Raw genomic sequence first — 19,842 nt, 5'->3', positions numbered from 1 at the left:
CCCCGGCGGGGCGCCGCCGGTCAGAACAGATCGACCGCGCCGGCGCCGCCCGCCGCGGGAGCGGGAGCCGGGGCCGGGCGCGCGGCCGCGCGCTGCTCCAGTTCGCCGAGTTTGCGGTCATCCTTCACGTGGGTTTGCTGGGCGGCACCGGAACAGGCGTGGAACCGCACCCGGCGCGCCGAGGTCCCGCCGATGCTCGAAGAGATGCAGGGAATGCCCTCATCGCGCAGGAACCGCTGCACGAAATCCGCGTTGGCCGCCCCGATGTCCGATAAGTTCGCCGACATCTTGGCACCGCCGAACACCTTGGCTTTCAGGTTGGAGCGGATGGCTCCTTTCTTCAGGAGCCCGTTGATCAGCAGTTCCATGGCATGGATGCCGTAGCGGGCATTCGCCGCGCCGCCCTGGCGGGCATTGGCCAGCAGAAAATGGTTCATCCCGCCCACGGCGTTTTCCGGATCGTAAATGCACGCGGCAATGCACGACCCGAGCACCGTGGAGAACATGATTTTCGGATCCGTGCTCACCCGGTACTCCCCTTGCAGGACTGTTACGGACTTCGAGTTGGCGAAAACAGTTGTCAAAATCTGGTCCCTTCCTGCAATTCGGTCAGGCCTTGCTGGCCTGTATTAGTGTATTGGCCATCCGGGCCAGGGAAACCTGCTGCTGGGCAGCACCCATTTCCCAAGCCACGCGCGGCATGCCGTAGACCACCGAGGATTTCTCGTCCTGGGCAAAGGTCTTGGCGCCGGCCTTGCGCAGTTCCAGAAGCCCCCTGGCCCCGTCCTGCCCCATGCCGGTCAGGATGGTGGCAACCACGTCCTTCCCATATGGCACGGCAGAGGTGAACAGAGCGTCAACAGAGGGGGTGTGGCCGGAAATATCCGGGCCTTCCTTCATCCGCAGCCGCAGCGGCTTCCGGCTGGCCAGACCCATGTGGCGGCGCTGACCGGCTGCAATGTAGACATGGCCCGGCTCCAATGCGGCACCGTCTTCCGCCGGGCGCACACGGGCCGGGCAGATGCGGTCCAGCAGCGAGACCAGGCCGGCGCCGAAGTTCTTGCCGGTGTGCTGCACGATCAGGGTCGGAGGGCAGTCGAAGGGAAAACCGACCAGCACACTGCGCAGCGCCTCCACGCCTCCGGTCGACGAGCCGATCAGGATGAGCTTCTTGCTGCCTCCTGCAACTGTGGACGGCCCGGCGGCCGATGCGCTGGCGGCGGCCCGGGGGCTGCGGCGCGGCGCGTTTATCATCATGTCGAAATATTGCGCGAACTGGCTGGGGTGATCGGATTTTGTCAGTTCGAAGATGCCGGCCCCGACATCGAGCAGCGGAGAGGACTTGCGGGCTGGCGTGGCCCCTTGGGTGTCCATCACAGATACCCAGCGGGTATCGATGGCGGAAAACAGCGCCATCATCATTTCGAATTCGGGCAGCTTGGTGAACCCGTCCTCGACAAAGGCAAACACCGGTTGCGCCGCTTCTGCCTGGTTATAGGCCAACATCAGGTTGTTGGCCAAAAGCACCTTCATTCCGGGATATGCGGATTCCATATAGCCCTGCAATGTGCGGGCAAAAGTGCGGTCTGTGGTAATGATCAATAAGTTACGCGAAGACAATGGGTTCCCCAGTCAAGTTGCAGTACCCTCAGAATTTCAGGCACAGGTTGCCATAGTCTGAAGGCGCCGCGGGAATTTCCGCGGCGCCTCCGTTGGATGGTCAGAAATCCTGCCAGAGATCGCGGGCGGCATTGCCGCTGGCGGCCGCGGCCGGAGCCGGGCTGGCCTCCACCTGCCAGTCCGCCTCGCCATGGGCCGAGGGCGCAGGCCGGACCGCCGCGGCAGGCGCGGCAGCTGCGGCCGGGCGGGCGGAAACCGTGCCGCCGGACACCCGGAAATGCGCCACCAGCTCGGCCAGCTTGCCCGCGTCGGTGTTCAGCATGTGGCCGGCGGCGGTGGCTTCCTCCACCATCGCCGCGTTCTGCTGGGTCACCTGATCCAGCTGGGTGACGCCGGTGTTGATCTCATTGAGGCCGGTGGACTGCTCCGCGGCGCCCTCGGCAATGCCGGAGACCAGCTGCGAGATATGCGTCACCTGCTCGACGATGCTCTGCAGCGCCTCGCCCGCCTTGCCGACCAGGTCGACGCCGCGCTCCACCTGTTTGGAGCTGTCGGAGATCAGCGTCTTGATCTCCATCGCCGCGTCCGAGGAGCGCTGCGCCAGGGCGCGCACCTCGCTGGCGACCACAGCAAAGCCCTTGCCGGCCTCGCCCGCCCGCGCCGCCTCGACGCCCGCATTGAGCGCCAGCAGGTTGGTCTGGAAGGCGATGTCGTCGATCACCGAGATGATCTGGCTGATGTGGTTCGAGCTCTGCTCGATCTCGGTCATCGCCGAAACCGCGCTCTGCACCACCTCGCGGTTGTTTTCCGCCTGCGTCCGGGCCTCGGCCATGGTCGCCTCGACGCTGCGGGCGCCCTCGGCGGCGGATTTGACGCTTGCCGTCAGCTCATCCAGCGCGGCGGCGGTCTCTTCCAGCGTCGCGGCCTGGCTTTCGGTGCGGTGCGACAGGTCGTCGGAGGCCTGGCTGATCTCGGCGGCGCCGTTGCGGATGCTGCCGGAGGCTTCGATCACCTGCTGCACGGTGGCGCTGAGGTTGCCGACCGTGCTGTTGAAGTTCTGCCGCAGCTGCTCGTATTCCTCCGGGAAGGCGCCGGTGATCGGCTGCGAGAAATCGCCGCCGGCGAGCTGCACCAGCCCGGCGCTGAGGCTTTCGACCACCTGCTGCTGCTGGCGCTGCATCTCGGCGCGCTCCTCCTCGGCGGCACGGGCCAGCTTCAGGTCGTCCTGCATGGAGACCAGCGTCTTGCCGATCTTGCCGATCTCGTCGGTGCGGCTGGCGGCCGACACCTCGGTCTCCAGGTCGCCGGAGGACACCGCTTCCATGTCGGCGCAGATACGGTCGATCGGCCGGGTGATCGACCGCGCAAAAAGCCAGCCGAAAAAAGAAACCACGGCGGCGCAGACGAGGGAGATCAGTATCATGATCTGCTGCTGCGCAGCCGCAGGGGCCAGAATTTCGTCGCGGTCAAGTTCGGCCACCAGCGCCCATTGGATGCCACGGAACATCACGGGTGCGGATACCGCAGCAATCGTGCGCCCGTCCTCCCGTGTGATGGACGGATAGAACGTCTCCACAAAGTTTTCAGTCTGTTCACCGGACGCTTGTGGCGCGGACGTGAAGGCGCCTTGAATGTGCGGCAGAGCGGGCAGTTCCTGCAGCAGTTCGTGACCGCCCTCCCGGCGCGAAGCGGTCCTGGCCTTGAAGTCCTTCCCGGCAAGATAGACGTCGAGCGTTTTCAGATCTCCGCCGAAGCTGGTTGTGATGCCGGAAATCTCGTCAATCGCGACCTGAATTGCAAAGACACCGATGTACCTCCCGCCGCTGTCCTGAATGCGGGTCGCTGCAAAGGCTGCGGGCGCGTCCGCACTGGGAGCATAGGGTGCAATGTCGGAAAAATAGACCTGTTCCTTTTCGCCCTCTGCTGCAAGCTGGAAGGCTTGCGCCAGGCCGGTTTCATTATAAGGGCCTGTGTTCAGGTTGGTGGCGTAGTCGGCCTCCTTCGTAACCGTGAAAATCACGTCGCCGTCAGGGCTGATCAGGAAGATGTCGTAGTAGCCGAGCCGCTCCATCATGCCGGCGAAGGCCGGGTGATTGCGTTCGAAATGTATGTCATAGGGCGATGAGGCAGAGGCGAACATCGACAGGTTTCCAACCGCCTCCTGTCCGCTGCCGCCGCGAGAGTTCCAGGTCACGCCCATATCTTTCATCGCCTTTGCGGTGGAGGGAACCGCGGAGACCGTGAGGATCGCCGCTTCGATGGATTCAAGGTAGGAATGCAGCGCTGCTTCGCGGTCGCGGACCAAGGATTGCAAGACGATCTCGGCATCATGCACAACGCTGCGCCGGAAGTAGCTGCTGCTGAAGGCAATCAGGACAACGGTTACGGTCAGGGCAGTGCCGACGACCAGCATGGGGAGCTTTTGGGAAAGTTTGAAATTCTTCAACATTTTCAGCATATCACCTCTGGCATGAAGGCATCCGCCGGCCCGGTGCCGCGGATTGGGGGCTAAGATTGGCCTCATACAACTAAAGATTGATTTTTGATCCGTTAATGCCCCAGCAGATATGGGCAAAAAGTTTCATCCTGATTGTGATTTACTGCAGCGGAACTGCATAACTGGCCGCTTTCCGGCATCCGTCGTTAAGGTTTCGGGCAGGCGCTGGCAGTCAGGGGCAGGCTGAGCGGCGTTCACTTTTTCTCTTCCGGCGGGCGGGTCCGGTTAACCAATTTCACGGATCTAGGCCGCCGAATCGGCCCTTTCCCGGCGCGGTGCAGTGAAACCGGCCCGGCAGGCGGCGGGATAATTCTCGTTTGTTGTCTGGGGATTGGAAATAATATTTACGAATTGTTTACTTTTTCTGGCCAAGCCCCAGGCTTTTTTGCCATGGTTAAGCATCAATAACCGGGGGGTTAGGGAATTGTTAACGCTGCCGCATTCTGTCCATCTTTTGGTCTCGGCCCGGCAACTTTGGGTCTCATTCCAGCCGCACGCCTGAATGACGATGCCCATGTGGGAAGCTGGAGTGGGTTATGAGACTGACCATTGCTGCAATTGCGGCATGCCTGTCCTTGGGCATGCCCAATGGCGCGGCTGCGGGTGAACTGCAACCGCGCGCCGAATCGATACGCGGGCTGGAAGCCGTCGGGCGGCTGAGCATCGCCAATCAGAGCATGTGCACCGGCGCGCTGGTCGCACCCAATCTGGTGCTGACCGCTGCGCATTGCCTGTTTGATCCCAGGACCGGGGCCAGGGTCGATCCGCAAAGCATCCGGTTCGAGGCCGGGTTGTCAGGGCGCCGTGCCGTCGCCTTGCGGCAGGTGGTGAAGGCGGTCATTCATCCGCAGTATCGGTACCGCCCGTCAGGAGTGCATCAGATCGGCAGCGATTTGGCTGTCCTGCGGCTGGACAAGCCGATCAGCCGCAATCAGGTTGCGCCCCTGGCGATGGACGGCGGCGCCGAGCGGGGGGATAGCCTGGATGTGATGTCTTATACACAGGCGAATGCAACCCGGCCCAGACTGAAACGCTCCTGCAGTGTTTTGGCCCGCAAGAGCCGGACACTGGTGATGTCGTGCCTGGTGGACTTCGGCGCGTCCGGGTCGCCGGTTCTGGAACTGCGCCCGGGCCAGGCGCCGCGGCTGGTTTCCGTAATCTCGGCCAAGGCCGCTATGGGCAGCCGCAGGGTATCGATTGGCACCGCATTGGATGAAACGCTCAGCGATCTGATCCGCAGCGCCGGCTAAAGCGTCGCTTCCAGCCCGCCGCGGCGAAGAGACTGTTCAGGACGGGACGGACCTTTCCGTCTCAAGGCTCGCGCAGAGCTTCCCGGGACTTGTAAAGCGGTTTCAGCAGATATTGCAGCACGGTCTTGGCCCCAGTCTGCAATTCCGCAGTGGCCCGCATGCCGGGGCGGATCTCAATGGCTTGCTGGCGTTCGGAAAAGCCCGATTTGTCTACCCTGACCGTCACCCGGTAATAGGGTTCGGCGCGCGGGTTGCGCTCATCCTCAAAGGTGTCGGCCGAGACAAAATCCACCTTGCCGCGCAGCGAGCCGTAGATGGTGTAATCATAGGCCGACAGCTTGATGGTGGCGTCCTGCCCTGGCTGCACGCTGGCGATATCTTCGGGTTTGACGCGCGCCTCCACAAACAGTTCCTCGCCCAGAGGGATGATTTCGAGGATCTCCTCGCCGGGGCGGATCACGCCGCCGATAGTGGTCACCGCCAGGCTGTTGACGATGCCTGCCATCGGCGAGGTGATGATGGTGCGGTTCAGCTGATCCACTGCCAGCCGCTGCTCCTGGCGCAGGGTGGTGATTTCCCGCAGGGTCTGGGCGTATTCCTCGGCCTGTTCCAGTTCCGCCTGGGTGCCGATTTCATTGTATTTGGCGTGGGCGTCGGTCGCCGCCTTGCGCGCCTTGTTCACTTCGATCAGCGCCACGATCTTCTGGCTTAAGAGATCTTCCATATTGGCCAGCTCAGCATTCAGCTGATCCATGATCTGCCGGGCGCTGTCGCGGCGGCTGGCAAAGTCGGTCTGCCGTGCAATAAGAAGGCCGCGCTCAGAGGCCAGGATGCCGGGGGACCGTTGCGCCAGCATGTCGGGCACGGTGAATTCGAAGGCGCCTTTCATCTGCGCTTCCAGCCGGTGGCGTTTGATTTCCAGCGCGTCTATCTGGTTTTGCAACTCATCGGCAGCGGTGCGGAATTTGGTGTCCTGCAGCTTGGCCAGCACCTGGCCGGCGGTCACAATATCGCCTTGGCGCACATGCAGCTCCGCCAGGATGCCGCCCTCGAGGTTCTGCACGATCTGCGCGCGCGAGGAGGAGACCACCTGGCCCTCGCCGCGCACAATCTCGTCAATGGAGGCAAAGGCGGCCCAGATCAGGAAGGTCAGCACCGCAGCCAGCGCCAGGTATATGATCCGGCTGGCGCTGCGCGGAGGCTCTGCGTTGCCGTAAGGGTCGTGGAGGGACAAGGTCATTTGCCTTCCCCGGCGGCCAGATGCGCCAGAACCTGGTCGCGCGGCCCGTCCACCACCATCCGGCCGGATTGCAGGATCAGGGTGCGGTTGGTCAGCGACAGGATCGGCATCCGGTGGGTGGCGATGACTGCAGTACGTCCGTCAAGCCAGGTTTCAAGGCGGCTGACCAGAGTGCGTTCCAACGTCTGGTCCAGTGCCGCCGTCGGCTCATCCAGCAGCACGACAGACGGATTCTGCAGCCATAGCCTTGCCCAGCCGATCGATTGCCGCTGGCCGATGGACAAGCCATGGCCGCCGTCGCTGATTTCCAGGTCCAGCCCCTTGTGATGGCTGCGCACATGGCCGCCGAGGCCCGCAAACTCCAGCGCTTCCATCAGCCGGTCGTCGTCGCGTTCCAGCTGGTTCAGGTTCAGGTTGTCGCGCAATGAGCCGGCAAACAGCCGCACATCCTGGCTGAGGTAGCCGATATTCGCCCGCAGATCCCTAGAGTCGATTTGCGCCATGTCGGTGCCGTCCAGCAGGATGCGGCCATGATCGGGTGCGTAGAGGCCCGAGAGAAGTTTGAGCAGGGTGGATTTGCCCGAGCCGTTGACGCCCAGCACCGCAACCCGCTGGCCGGGGGTGATGGCTACTGCCTGCACGTCCAGTGTTGGCGCGGCGTCGTCCTCGTAGCGGAACATGATCTCGCGCAGCTCGAACCGGCCTTCGATTTTCTGGCGGCGCAGGTAGGTGCGCTCCTTTTCCTTCTCCTGCGGTGCCTGGGCGATGGCATCCAGCCCTTCCAGCGCTGCCTTGACGTTGCTCCAGCGTGCCAGCGTGGCGGCGAACTGGGTCAGCGGCGCCAGGGTGCGGCTGGTCAGGATGCCAGTGGCGATGATGGTGCCGACAGTGAACTCACCGGCAAACACCAACAGCGTGCCCAGCACCACAGCGGTGATATAGGTTGCCTGCTGCACTCCTTGAGACCAGTAGGTGAGGGCACTGGCCAGCTTGCGCTGCTCGGTGGCGGAGTGCGACGATAGAGTGTTCAGCTCATCCCACAGCCGCAGCACCCGGTCTTCGCCGCGCTGGGTCTTAACGGTATCCAGTTCTGTGACAACCTCATGCAGAAGCCGTCCCGCCTTGGCGTTCGCCCCCTGGGTCTGGCGGGTGTAGGCGATCATCTTCTTCTGCATGAAATAGGCAGGCAGCAGCATCAGGATGCCGCCTGCGATGATCACCCAGACCACCGGCCCCGCGATGGAGGCCACCAGCAGCAGGAACACGGCGATGAACGGAATGTCCGCCAGCGTCGAGATGGTGGACGAGGTGAAGAACTCCCGCACCGAGCCGAAATCGCGCATTGCGGCAAACAGGCCGGAGGGCGGCAGCGGTTTCTTGTCCGAGCGCATGCCGATCAGGCGGCGCATCAGGTTGTGCTGCACCGACAGTTCGATCTGGCGGCCCGCCGCATCGGTCAGCCGTGCGCGGGCGAGTTTCAGCATCGCTTCCAGCGCAATCGCCAGAAAGGCGCCGACGGCAAGCACCCAAAGGGTGGCGTGCGACTGGTGCGGCACCACCCGGTCATAGACCTGAAGGGAGAACAGCGCGACCGACACTGCCAGGATGTTCGCAACCAGCGAGCCCAGCATGATCTCGCCCACCTGACGGCGGTACTTCGGGAATTCGCTCCAGAACCAGTGGCCCGGATCAATCTGCGGCGTGTGCTTGGCCGCCATCTGGCTGAGCGAGGGGCGGGCCGACAGAACGGTGCCGGTGAAATAGGGGCTGAACTCCGCCAGCGGCACCTCGGTGCGGTTGTCCGGGCAGGAGGTGTCATAGATGGTCAGCGCGTTATCGGCCTGGCCCAGAACCAATACGCATTGGCCGCCGGACATAACCGCCAGCGCAGGCCAGAGTGCAGGGGCAAGGCGCTGCTTTTCCAGCACCTTGGGTTGCAGCCCGGCGGTCTGCACCGCCTTGGCCAGTGTGTGCAGCGACAGATCGCCCGGTGTTTCCTTCCACAGGAAGGCGGCGACATCGCTGACCGGCACCTCACTGCCTTTCAGGGCGGCAAGAGTGGCAATCAGGCTGGCGCGGTGCTGGATGCGGGCCGCAGCGCCCTCCAGCAAGGAGCCGACTTCGGGCTGTGCTTCCTGCGGCTGGGGCGGAGGCACCGGATTGTCCGTGCGCGGCTTGACCTGAGCCTTGGCGCTGGGGGCCGGGGCAGCGGTATTGGCGGGCTGCACTCCGCCTCGCGATGCGGCTTGCGGCCCGGAAACCGGCACGGCCCGCAGCACCGGCTTTTTTCCGGCGGCAGGTGCCGGGCGGGGCGGCTTTCGCGTGGTGTCGGTCAAATCTTGTCCCCATCAGCCAGAAGCCCCAGGTCGCGCGCCAGCTCCAGCTGGATCAGCACCACCTCGTATTTCGCGTCGATATAGGCCTGCTCGCGGCGCACCAGCTCCTCATAGACCTGGATCACCTCCATCACCGGGCGCTGGCCGGCCTCGAACTGCTTCTGGAACAGCTCATAGGTCTCGCGGCTGCGGCGCACCAGCACGGCGGTCTCGCCCTCCTGGCGCTGGTAAGATGCGATTTGCTGCAACTGCCGGCTGCGGGCTCGGCGGGCGGCTTCCTCCGCTTCACCCACCTGGCGTGCCGCGGCCTCCTTCGAGGCTTCCAGCGCCTGAATGGCAGCAGGGGTGCCCAGGCCCAGCGGCTGGCCGACCCCCAGGGTAATCCCGGCACCGAAACCGTCAGAGGTCACGTTGCCGGACGCCGCAATTTGCGGCAGCAGCGCGGCGCGGCCGGACTTTGCCTGGGCGATGGCGCGTTCTGCTTCGGCGCGCGCCTTCAGCACCGACAGGAACTGCAGCTGTTCCGGGGGGGGGGCAATGGACAGATGCGATGGCTTTTGCTCGAAACTCCGTCCGGTCATTGCCTGCAATTCTGCGCGGGCGGTTACGGCGGCGTCCTGGGCGGTGGCCGTGGCGGTGCGGATGCCGCTGATCTTGCTGTCCACGACGTTGAGGTCCGCGCGGTCGGAGACGCCGCCGTCAACACGGCCCTGAACGATGCGGCGGAAATCCTGCATCCGGCGCAGCGCGCGGTTGCCATAGGCGGCCTTCTCATCGCCGCGCAGCGCCGCGGCGTAGAGCCCGACTGCTGTTTGCACCCGGCTGTTCATGTCCTGTGACAAGCTGACGGCGGCCGCTTCGACATCGGCGGCGGCAAATTCGCGCTCCGCCTTGCGGCGGCCATTGTCAAACAGCACCTGCTCGATCAGCAGCCCCGCGACCAGATCGCCCAGATCGGTCAGGCTGACCGACGGTCCCAGCGTCGGAAACCAGTTCTTGGACGCGGCCTCGGCCCGCAATTTGGCGCTGACCAGTTCCGCCTCCGCCGCGCGGGAGGATGCGGCGATTGCTGCCGCAGCAACCTGCCCGTAGGCGCTGTCCTCGGCCAGCAGCGATCGGCGGTCCATCAAGGTGCTGATCACTTCTGACCGGGTCTCGCCGGATTGTGTGAAATTGCTGCGCGGGGGGCCGTTCTCTGCATCGCCTGCGCCGCCAAAGGGGGAAGGTGCGCAGCCCGACAGGCTGCACATCACTGCGATGGCGCAAAGAAAGCGTCCCGGTTGCATCCTGCCCTTTGCCCTTTTGTCCCAGGCTTTTGATATCTTGGGCCCGGCTGCAGGCGCCGCTGCCGGGCCGGTAAGTCAGATCACGGTATTGACGTCTTCATCAACCAGGATCGTGGTGCCGTCAGTGCCCAGTGTATAGACGTTGTAGGTCTCGCCGTCGATGGTCTCTGTCCCGTTTGCGGTCGCGCCGGTGATGGTCAGCCTGTCATCGGTACCGCCGTGCACTGTCAGAGTGTCGGAATTGCCCGAAAGAGCGTTGATGTCGGCTTCGGTCAGGGTCAGATCGACGTTGTCCGCGTGGACCAGGTTCAGCTCGTCGATATTGAATTGCGACAGGCCGGCGTGATTCAGAACGCTGGCATCGGCGCCATCTTCAAACACCACCATGGTGCCGGAACTGTTGCCGGCATCATCGATGCGGTTGACCACCAGGTTGGAGCCGTCCGGGACCGTATCGTCGAAGCTGAACAGGGTGCTGCCGCCACCGAGGTCGGTTTCCGTGCCCGTAACATTCTCGACGGCACCGCTGCTGGTCAGTTCATGGGTGGTGTCGCCGTCTTCGTAGTCGTCGCTGAAGAAACCGGTGACGCCGGCGCCAGTGCTGATGATATTGCCGACGTTCGGCGCGTCATAATCAGTGTCGACTTCAAAGGCCTCGGTCAGAGTTGCGGTGTTGCCGGCCGGATCGGTCGCAGTGATCTCCGCGCGGCTGGTATAGCTGCCTTCGGGCAGGTCGCCTGCGTCGAACGCCACGCTCCAGTTGCCGTCGGCATCGACCGATGCGGCCCGGGTCACGCCTTCGATGGTGACGTCGACAGTTGAGCCAGCCTCCACCGTGCCGGTAAGCGTCAGCCCCGCAGCGCGCTCGGCGATGTTAACGATGTCATCACCGGTGATGCTGTCAGCCTCGAACGGCACGACTTCCGTGTCGATGGTCAGAGTGTCGGTGATTTCCGCAGTGTTGCCGACAGCGTCCGTGGCGGTGACGGTGACATCCGCTTCATAGCTGCCGTCGGGGATGTCGGAGGCAGCAAAGTCCACGCTCCAGTTGCCGCCAGCATCCACGGTCGCAGTCCTGGTGGCGCTGCCCAGCTGAACAACCACGGTTGATCCCGGTTCAACGGTGCCGGTCAGGGTCACGCCGTCGCTGTGTTCGGTTTCATTAACGATGCCATCGCCTTCGACACTGGCGGTATCGGTTGTCAGGGGGTCGACAAGGGTGTCCACACGCAGATCGGCCGTGGCTGTTGCGCTGTTGCCCGCTGCGTCGGTTGAGGTCACGCTGACGGTGGTGTCGTATTCGCCCGCGGGCAGGGATCCCGCTTCGAATTCCGCGGCCCAGTTGCCGTCGGCGTCCACGGTGGTTGTGCGGGTGACGCCTTCGACCGTGACGCTGACTGTCGCGCCGGCTTCGCCGGTTCCGGTCAAGGTCAGGCCTGCTGCCGCTTCCGCGTTGTTGACGATGTCGTCGCCGCCAGCCTGGCCGGAATCGATTGCCACCGAGGTAATGGTGTCCACCCGGACCATGCCGGTGGTTGTCTCGGTGTTGCCGAAGGTGTCGGTAGCCGTTGCCGTGACCTCTGCGTCGTATTCTCCGGACAGGATTTCAGAGGCGGCGAAAACGGCGCTCCAGGTGCCCTCGTCGGTGGCCGTCACCGTGCGGATCACGCCTTGGAAGGTCACTTCCACCGTGGCGCCTGCCTCGGCAGTGCCGGTCAGAGTGACGCCGTCTGCGGCCTCTGCGCCGTTGATCATATCATCGCCGCCGGCCTGGCCGTCATCAAGCGCAACCGTGGTCGCGGTGTCGATGCGGATTATTGAGGTGGCAGTTGCCGTATTACCGGAGGTGTCCGTAGAGGTGACGCTTATAGGTGCGTCGTATTCGCCGCCAGTAATCTCCCCCGATGCGAAATCGGCGCTCCAGGTGCCCTCGTCGGTGGCGGTCACTGTGCGGGTAACGCCCTGAAAGGTGACTTCCACGGTGGAACCTGCCTCTGCGGTGCCGGTCAGGGTCACCCCGGCGGACGCTTCGGCAGCGCTGATCGTGTCGTCGCCGCCGGCCTGGCCGCTGTCGATGGTCACGAAGGTGTTGCCATTGTTGCCGCCGCCATCGCCGCCACCTCCGCCGCCGCCATCTCCTCCATCGCCGCCGCCGGCGGCGATGGCCGCGACGCCAACGGCGCCTGCAGCGGCTCCGGCCGCGCCGAGGCCGCCGAACAGCGGGGCCGCCAGCGGTGCCACGACCGGTTCAATCCTGTCAACGTCCAGGAACACCATCTCGTCATAGGCGCTCCACTTGCCGGTCAGGTCGAGAGGCTCATAGGTTGCGAACAGCATGCCGCTGGACTTGTCCTCCAGGACCACTTCAATGAATTCACCTTCCTGGCTCAGGAACAGGTTTTTCGCGCCGGTTGAGCCGAAGGAATAATAGTTCTCCAGCACCAGTTCCTGGCCGTTCGCCAGCCTGATGTGCAGGTTGCCGCCTTGCCGGGAATAGCTCTCGACATCAGCAGGGCTGAGGTTTAGCGAAATGTCCTTGGAGCGGCTGGCATCAATGTGCGCCGGGGTGCCTTCGGAGAAATTTCCATGCTGCGTGGTGCCCGCCATATCGCGGGTGATATATGCGACCGTGCTCATAAACTTACCGCCCATCTGTACGCGCCGCAGCCCGGAATTCGGCCGTCGGCGTATGGTTTCGTTGCCTGTCTTTTGCCCAGCGGCCGTCTTTTGCGGCCATTTTGAGGCCACAATGTTACAATTTTAATAGATCTGTCCAGTGCAGGCGCGAGGCATTCGGGGTGATTTTGTCGCGGACCGTGTCTTGGCTGCCGCAGATTTTAAAAGGTTTTTCACGCGCCTGTAATGCTGCGTCCTCCGGACCCGCACGTCGCGCGGGCGCTGGAGCCGGGTGGCGGGTTCTGCGGAGCGCCGTGTCCGCGCTGGCGCTGCGGGGAAAGGGGAAAGCGGTATTTGCTGCTCCGGTTTTGAGCTGATGCAGGCGCGGAAGCCCTTGAAATGCCGCGATGCAAAAGGGCGGTGCAACGGCGGTGATCGCCGCGATGTGAAGAGAATTTCCCGCAAAAGTTTCTGGCAATTAATTAAAAGTACACCACTTTCAGATAGTAAGAAGTTCGTAATTGGTGTAAGCTCGAAAGTAAGTAATACGACGCCGACAGCCTTGGACTCCGGGCTCAGGCCGCCGCAAAGAGCGGTCAGCCGGACGTATGACGCCAGCAGCGGCGCCGAGCAGAAATCAGAACTCAACACTGACGCGGACACCCATGCCCACGTGCTGGGCACTCTCTGTCCGTGCGCGAACCGATACGCCAGGAGGAACGGCGCGAGTTAACCAGGAGGCTTGATCCAAGATGAAAGACATTGCCGAACTTTTTGCAGAGCAGTACGGCGAAACCCGCGAGCAGGAAATGCCGCTGCAGGAGTATTTGAACGCCTGCCGTGACGATCCGAGCCTGTACGCGAATGTCGCCGAGAGGATGCTGAAGGCAATTGGCAAAGAAGAGCTGGTGGATACGTCCAAGCATTCCCGGCTCGGGCCGATCTTTCAGAACCGGACGATCAAGCGCTACAGCGCCTTCCACGATTTCTACGGCATGGAAGACACGATCGAGCGGATCGTGGGCTACTTCCGTCACGCGGCGCAAGGCCTGGAGGAGCGCAAGCAGATCCTCTACCTGCTGGGGCCGGTCGGCGGCGGCAAGTCGTCTCTGGCTGAGCGCCTGAAGCGCCTGGTCGAAGACCAGCCGATTTATGTGCTGAAGGCCGGCGATCAGGTCTCGCCGATCTTCGAGAGCCCGCTGGGCCTCTTCGACCCGGTCCGCATGGGCAAGGTTCTGGAAGAGGAATACGGTATTGCCCAGCACCGGCTGCCGGGGCTGATGTCGCCTTGGGCGGTGCAGCGCCTGGATGAATTCGACGGCGATATCAACAAGTTCTCCGTGGTGCGCTTGTATCCGTCGCGGCTGCGCCGGATCTGCGTCGCAAAGGTGGAGCCGGGCGATGAGAACAACCAGGATATCTCGACCCTGGTGGGCAAGGTCGACATCCGACAGCTGGAGCATTTCAGCCAGGACAACCCGGATGCCTACAGCTTCTCCGGCGGGCTGAACCGCTCGACCCAGGGCATCCTGGAATTCGTCGAAATGTTCAAGGCGCCGATCAAGATGCTGCATCCGCTGCTGACGGCGACCCAGGAAGGCAACTACATGGGCACCGAAAGCTTCGGTGCGATCCCGTTCAACGGCCTGATCCTGGCGCACTCGAACGAGAGCGAATGGCAATCGTTCAAGAACAACAAAAACAACGAGGCCTTCATCGACCGGGTGTCCATCGTCAAGGTGCCCTATTGCCTGCGGGTATCGGACGAGACCTCGATCTATGAAAAGCTGATCGAGCACAGCGAACTGCGCAGCGCGCCCTGCGCACCGGAAACGCTGAAGATCCTCAGCCGCTTCTCGGTGCTGACCCGCCTGAAGCCGCATGAGAACTCCAACCTCTATTCCAAGATGCGGGTTTATGACGGCGAAAGCCTGAAGGACACCGACCCCAAGGCCAAGACGGTGCAGGAGTACCAGGACCGCGCCGGCGTGGACGAGGGCATGAACGGCATCTCGACCCGCTTTGCCTTCAAGGTGCTGTCGACCACCTTCAACTTCGACACCAACGAGGTAGCGGCGGACCCAGTGCATCTGATGTATGTGCTTGAGCAGATGATCAAGCGCGAGCAGTTCCCGCAGGAGACGGAACAGAAGTATCTCGAGTTCATCAAGACCGAGCTGGCGCCGCGCTATGAGGAATTCATCGGCAACGAGATTCAGAAGGCGTACCTCGAAAGCTATACCGAATACGGGCAGAACGTCTTTGACCGCTACATTTCCTATGCCGATGCCTGGATTGAAGAGCAGGACTACAAGGATCCCGACACCGGCCAGCTCTACAACCGCGAGGTGCTGGACGCGGAGCTCAGCAAGATTGAGAAGCCGGTGGGCATCGCCAATCCCAAGGACTTCCGCAACGAGGTTGTCAAATTCGCCCTGCGGCACCGCGCCAACACCGGCTCGAATCCTGCCTGGAACTCTTACGAGAAGCTGCGCGATGTGATCGAAAAGCATATGTTCAGCCAGGTCGAGGAACTGCTTCCGGTAATTTCCTTCGGGTCCAAGAAGGACAGTAAGACCGAAAGCAAGCACCAGGAGTTCGTCGAGCGCATGCGCGGCCACGGCTACACCGACCGCCAGGTGCGGCGCCTGGTCGAATGGTACATGCGGGTCAACAAGGCGGGCTAAAGAGGAGCGCTGTGCAACATGCATCATTTCATCGACAGGCGCGCCAATCCAAAGGGCAAGAGCCTAGGGAACCGCCAGCGGTTCCTGCGGCGGGCCCGGGAGAATATTAAGGAGCGCGTCGATCAGTCGGTCCGGGGAAAGTCGATCCAGAACGGCAGCGGCGTCCCGGATGAAGGCGAAAAGGTCACCATCCCGACCCGGGGTCTGAAAGAGCCGCGGTTCTTCCATTCCTCCAAGGGCGGCCTGCGACGCCATGTGCTGCCCGGCAACAAGGATTTTGTTGTCGGCGACACCATCAAGCGGCCGCAGGGCGGCGCCGGGCAGGGCGGCCGCAAGGCCTCCGAGGACGGCGACGGCGAGGACGAGTTTTCCTTTACCCTGACGCAGGAGGAATACCTGGAAATCCTGTTCGAGGGGCTGGAGCTGCCGGACCTGGTGGAAAAGGCCACGGTGGAGACCGAAACCATCGGCACCCGCCGCGCAGGCCTGACCACTGCAGGGACGCCCAACAACCTCAACCTGGTGCGCACCATGCGCAACTCACTGGGCCGCCGCATCGCGCTGCAGCGTCCCACCACTAAATCCCAGCGCGATCTGGAAGAACAGATCGCGGAACTGGAAGCGCTGGATGAGCGCACCCCGCCGCAGGAGGAATTCCTGGAGGCGCTGAAGAAACGGCTGGAAGGCATCATCCGAAAGCGCAAGGTGGTCGGCTACATCGACCCGCTGGATCTGCGCTACGACACTTTCGTGCCGGAGAAGATCCGCAACTCCCGCGCCGTGGTGTTCTGCCTGATGGATGTCTCCGGCTCCATGCAGGAACGCGAGAAGGACCTGGCCAAGCGCTTTTTCCTGTTGCTGCATCTGTTTCTGGAACGCTGCTATGAGCACACCGAGCTTGTGTTCGTGCGCCATACCCACCACGCACAGGAAGTGGATGAGGAAACCTTCTTCTATGCCCGCGAGACCGGCGGCACGATTGTGTCGACCGCTTTGGAGAAAATGAAGGAGATCATCGAGGAACGCTATCCGCCGGATGAATGGAACATCTACGGCGCCCAGGCCTCCGACGGCGAAAACTTCGGCAATGACTCGGTGCGCTGCAAAAATCTGCTGCTGAACGATCTTCTGCCGGTCAGCCAGTTCTACGCCTACGTGGAAATCGTCGACGAGGCGGCGGAAATGCTGCTGAACAATCCCGAGGCAGGCGAAGACCTGTGGCAGAACTACCGTGAAGTGAAGGCGCAGGCGCAGCATTTCGAAATGCAGCGTGTTTCGCAGCCGGGCCACATCTATCCGATTTTCCGGGAGTTCTTCCTCCCCAAGGTGAAAGGGGCGCAGTATGCAGGCAGCTGAAACGGCGCGCACGCCACTGTTCGACGGGCCGGAATGGACCTTTGAGCTGATGGGGAAGGCGCGCGACGCGATCGAGGAGATCGCGCTGGGCGACCTTGGGCTGGATGTCTATCCGAACCAGATCGAGATCATCTCGGCGGAGCAGATGCTGGACGCCTATTCCTGCGTCGGGCTGCCGCTGATGTATCAGCACTGGTCCTTCGGCAAGCATTTTGCCCGCGACGAGGCGCTCTACCGCACAGGCCGCCAGGGGCTGGCCTATGAGATCGTCATCAATTCCAACCCCTGCATCAGCTACAACATGGAAGAAAACACCATGGCGATGCAGACGCTGGTGATGGCGCATGCGGCTTTCGGCCACAATCATTTCTTCAAGAACAACTACCTGTTCCAGCAATGGACGGACGCCGCGGGCATCCATGATTACCTTGCGTTCGCCAAGAACTATATCGCGGCCTGCGAGGAGCGCTACGGCCCGATGGCCGTGGAAGAGGTTCTGGACGCTGCCCACGCGCTGCAGTCGCAGGGCGTGTTCCGCTACGGCCGCCCGCCCAAACCCACCAGAGAGGAGCTGGTGGCGATGCAGAAAGTGCGCGAAGGCTACGAAAGCGGCCAGAGCGTTCTGGATATCTGGACCGATTCCACCCTGGGCCGGGACAAGCTGGAAATGGTGGAGGACGCCGACTACAGCGCGCGGCGCAAGATGATGAACCTGCCGCAGGAAAACATCCTGTACTTCCTGGAAAAGCACAGCCCGGTGCTGGAGCCCTGGCAAAGCGAAATCCTGCGCATTGTGCGGATGCTGGCGCAATACCTCTATCCGCAGAAACAGACCAAGGTGATGAACGAAGGTTGCGCGACCTTCGTGCACTACTACATCATCAACAAGCTCTACGAGCAGGGCCAGATCACGCAAGGCGCCTATATGGAGATGCTGCACAGCCACACCAATGTGGTGATGCAGCCGGAATATGACGATCAGCGCTACTCCGGCATCAACCCCTATGCACTGGGCTTTGCGATGATGCAGGACATTCGGCGCATCTGTCAGGATCCGACCGACGAGGACCGTGAGTGGTTCCCGGATTTTGCCGGTAACCCGGACTGGCGCGGCGTATTGCGGGACGCCTGGGCGAACTACCGCGACGAAAGCTTCATCCAGCAGTTCCTGTCGCCGCACCTGATCCGCAAATTCAAGCTTTTCACCCTGACCAACGATGCGGAGCTGCCCAATCTGGTGGTCAGCCAGATCCACAACCGGGCCGGCTACAAGGCGATCCGCCGCGATTTGGCGAAACAGTATGACCTGGCCTATCTGGAGCCGGACATTCAGGTGACCGATGCGGATCTTCGCGGCGACCGGGAGCTGAAGCTGACCCATACCGTGCGCGACGGCATTCACCTGGACGAGGATGACCAGGAAGAGGTGCTGAAGCACTTGCGCCGCCTTTGGGGGTACGATGTCCGGCTGGACGCGGTTGAAGCCAGTACGGAACGCTGACAGCCGGGTCTGTCCAGCCTGTCCTGAAAAAAGAAAACGCAGGCCCGGAGGCCTGCGTTTCCCATGTTTCACATGAATCGCGGGATCAGAATTCCACCACCGCGCGGATCGATTTGCCTTCGTGCATCAGCTCGAAGCCTTCGTTGATCTGGTCCAGCGTCAGCTTGTGGGTGATCATCGGATCGATCTCGATCTTGCCGTCCATGTACCAGTCGACGATCTTGGGAACGTCGGTGCGGCCAGATGCGCCGCCGAAGGCGGTGCCTTTCCAGACCCGGCCTGTGACCAGCTGGAACGGGCGGGTCGAAATCTCGGCCCCGGCAGGCGCCACGCCGATGATGATCGACTCGCCCCAGCCCTTGTGCGCCGCTTCCAGCGCGGTGCGCATCACGTTGACGTTGCCGGTGGCATCGAAGGTGTAATCGGCGCCGCCCTTGGTCAGCTCGACCAGATGCGCCACAAGATCTCCCTCGACCTCGGCCGGGTTGACGAAATGTGTCATGCCGAATTTCTCGGCCATCTCGACCTTGCCCGGGTTCAGGTCGACGCCGACGATCTGGTCAGCACCGGCCAGCCGCAGGCCCTGGATCACGTTGAGGCCGATACCGCCGAGGCCGAACACCACGGCGCGGGAGCCGATTTCCACCTTAGCGGTGTTGATCACTGCGCCGATGCCAGTGGTGACGCCGCAGCCGATGTAGCAGACCTTGTCGAACGGCGCGTCGTCGCGGATTTTCGCCAGCGCGATTTCCGGCACCACGGTGTGGTTCGCAAAAGTCGAGCAGCCCATGTAGTGGTGGATCGGGGTGCCATCCAGCATCGAGAAGCGCGTGGTGCCATCGGGCAAGAGACCGGCGCCCTGGGTCGAGCGGATCGCCTGGCACAGGTTGGTCTTGGGATTGAGGCAGTATTCGCACTCGCGGCATTCCGGCGTGTAGAGCGGAATGACATGGTCGCCGGGCTTCAGGCTGGTCACGCCTTCGCCGACCTCGACGACAACGCCTGCGCCCTCATGGCCGAGGATCGCCGGGAAAATGCCTTCCGGGTCGTCGCCGGAGCGGGTGAATTCGTCGGTGTGGCACAGGCCGGTTGCCTTGATTTCCACCAGAACCTCGCCCGCTTTCGGGCCTTCGAGGTTCACTTCCATGATTTCCAGCGGTTTGCCGGGGGCAACCGCAACGGCAGCGCGGGTCTTGATCATGAGACTGGTCCTTCGTTCTTTTCTGCGGGTTCGGGCCGCCGCCTGGCGCGCCCGGGTGAATTCTGTGCCAGCGGCGTGGCGCGGGTTTGACGGACCCAGCGTTACATTTGAGGGCTGACGCGCGCAAGCATTGCCTCGGCACCCTATCAGGGGAGGGCCGCCGGGCTTTGCCCCGAATGCGACAGCTGACCGGCGGTCCGCGCCATTCCCGCGTTAAGAAAAAAGCGGCGGTTTACAGCAGCTTGCCGAAAG

General features: G+C 62.7%; 12 protein-coding genes. 4 read left to right on the top strand and 8 right to left on the bottom strand.

Annotated features, from left to right (window positions below):
• Window positions 1–20: 20 nt before the first annotated feature.
• The 3 genes from KUV26_RS12815 to KUV26_RS12805 all read right to left on the bottom strand — a co-directional run bounded on the left by KUV26_RS12815 (window position 21) and on the right by KUV26_RS12805 (window position 4,033).
• Window positions 21–584, bottom strand: coding sequence for a chemotaxis protein CheD (locus KUV26_RS12815; RefSeq protein ID WP_222508624.1), 564 nt, complete (start codon window positions 582–584; stop codon window positions 21–23).
• Between the two features lie 25 nt (window positions 585–609).
• Window positions 610–1,554, bottom strand: coding sequence for a CheB methylesterase domain-containing protein (locus tag KUV26_RS12810; RefSeq protein ID WP_222508623.1), 945 nt, complete (start codon window positions 1,552–1,554; stop codon window positions 610–612).
• A 166-nt stretch (window positions 1,555–1,720) separates the two neighbouring features.
• Window positions 1,721–4,033: a methyl-accepting chemotaxis protein gene (locus KUV26_RS12805; RefSeq protein WP_261399868.1), complete on the bottom strand. Its 2,313-nt coding sequence runs from the start codon at window positions 4,031–4,033 to the stop codon at window positions 1,721–1,723.
• 620 nt (window positions 4,034–4,653) lie between these two features.
• On the opposite strand from KUV26_RS12805, the gene KUV26_RS12800 reads away from it, so the two are divergent.
• Entirely contained in the window at window positions 4,654–5,367 is a 714-nt protein-coding gene (locus KUV26_RS12800) for a trypsin-like serine peptidase (protein ID WP_222506333.1), read from the top strand.
• Between the two features lie 61 nt (window positions 5,368–5,428).
• On the opposite strand, the gene KUV26_RS12795 is transcribed toward KUV26_RS12800, so the two are convergent.
• From KUV26_RS12795 to KUV26_RS12780, 4 genes are all read right to left on the bottom strand, one after another.
• On the bottom strand, window positions 5,429–6,607 hold the full coding sequence (locus KUV26_RS12795) for an HlyD family type I secretion periplasmic adaptor subunit (RefSeq protein WP_222508622.1): 1,179 nt from the start codon (window positions 6,605–6,607) through the stop codon (window positions 5,429–5,431).
• Window positions 6,604–8,943: an ATP-binding cassette domain-containing protein gene (locus KUV26_RS12790; RefSeq protein ID WP_222508621.1), complete on the bottom strand. Its 2,340-nt coding sequence runs from the start codon at window positions 8,941–8,943 to the stop codon at window positions 6,604–6,606. The genes KUV26_RS12795 and KUV26_RS12790 overlap by 4 nt, the downstream gene beginning before the upstream one ends.
• Entirely contained in the window at window positions 8,940–10,229 is a 1,290-nt protein-coding gene (locus tag KUV26_RS12785; protein WP_222508620.1) for a TolC family protein, read from the bottom strand. Before KUV26_RS12785 ends, KUV26_RS12790 begins: the two co-directional genes overlap by 4 nt.
• Window positions 10,230–10,304: 75 nt before the next feature.
• Window positions 10,305–12,866 carry an Ig-like domain-containing protein gene (locus tag KUV26_RS12780; protein WP_222508619.1) on the bottom strand — a complete coding sequence of 854 codons (2,562 nt, stop codon included), beginning with the start codon at window positions 12,864–12,866 and terminating at the stop codon, window positions 10,305–10,307.
• 731 nt (window positions 12,867–13,597) lie between these two features.
• Here KUV26_RS12780 and KUV26_RS12775 point away from each other — a divergent pair.
• From KUV26_RS12775 to KUV26_RS12765, 3 genes are read left to right on the top strand one after another with little or no spacing between them, the layout of a single operon-like run.
• Window positions 13,598–15,532 (top strand): PrkA family serine protein kinase, encoded by a 1,935-nt coding sequence (locus KUV26_RS12775; RefSeq protein WP_222506328.1) that lies wholly within the window; start codon window positions 13,598–13,600, stop codon window positions 15,530–15,532.
• 18 nt (window positions 15,533–15,550) lie between these two features.
• The gene (locus tag KUV26_RS12770) at window positions 15,551–16,888 is read left to right on the top strand and encodes a YeaH/YhbH family protein (protein ID WP_222506327.1); all 1,338 of its coding nucleotides are present in this window, start codon (window positions 15,551–15,553) and stop codon (window positions 16,886–16,888) included.
• Window positions 16,875–18,389 carry a SpoVR family protein gene (locus KUV26_RS12765; RefSeq protein WP_222508618.1) on the top strand — a complete coding sequence of 505 codons (1,515 nt, stop codon included), beginning with the start codon at window positions 16,875–16,877 and terminating at the stop codon, window positions 18,387–18,389. The genes KUV26_RS12770 and KUV26_RS12765 overlap by 14 nt, the downstream gene beginning before the upstream one ends.
• Window positions 18,390–18,474: 85 nt before the next feature.
• Here the strand turns inward: KUV26_RS12765 and KUV26_RS12760 are convergent, their stop codons facing one another.
• The gene (locus tag KUV26_RS12760; protein WP_222506335.1) at window positions 18,475–19,587 is read right to left on the bottom strand and encodes an S-(hydroxymethyl)glutathione dehydrogenase/class III alcohol dehydrogenase; all 1,113 of its coding nucleotides are present in this window, start codon (window positions 19,585–19,587) and stop codon (window positions 18,475–18,477) included.
• Between the last annotated feature and the right edge of the window lie 255 nt (window positions 19,588–19,842).

The organism is Leisingera daeponensis, from assembly GCF_019801465.1.
Lineage (GTDB): Bacteria > Pseudomonadota > Alphaproteobacteria > Rhodobacterales > Rhodobacteraceae > Leisingera > Leisingera daeponensis_A.
This window is presented reverse-complemented; position numbering and strand designations above follow the sequence as displayed.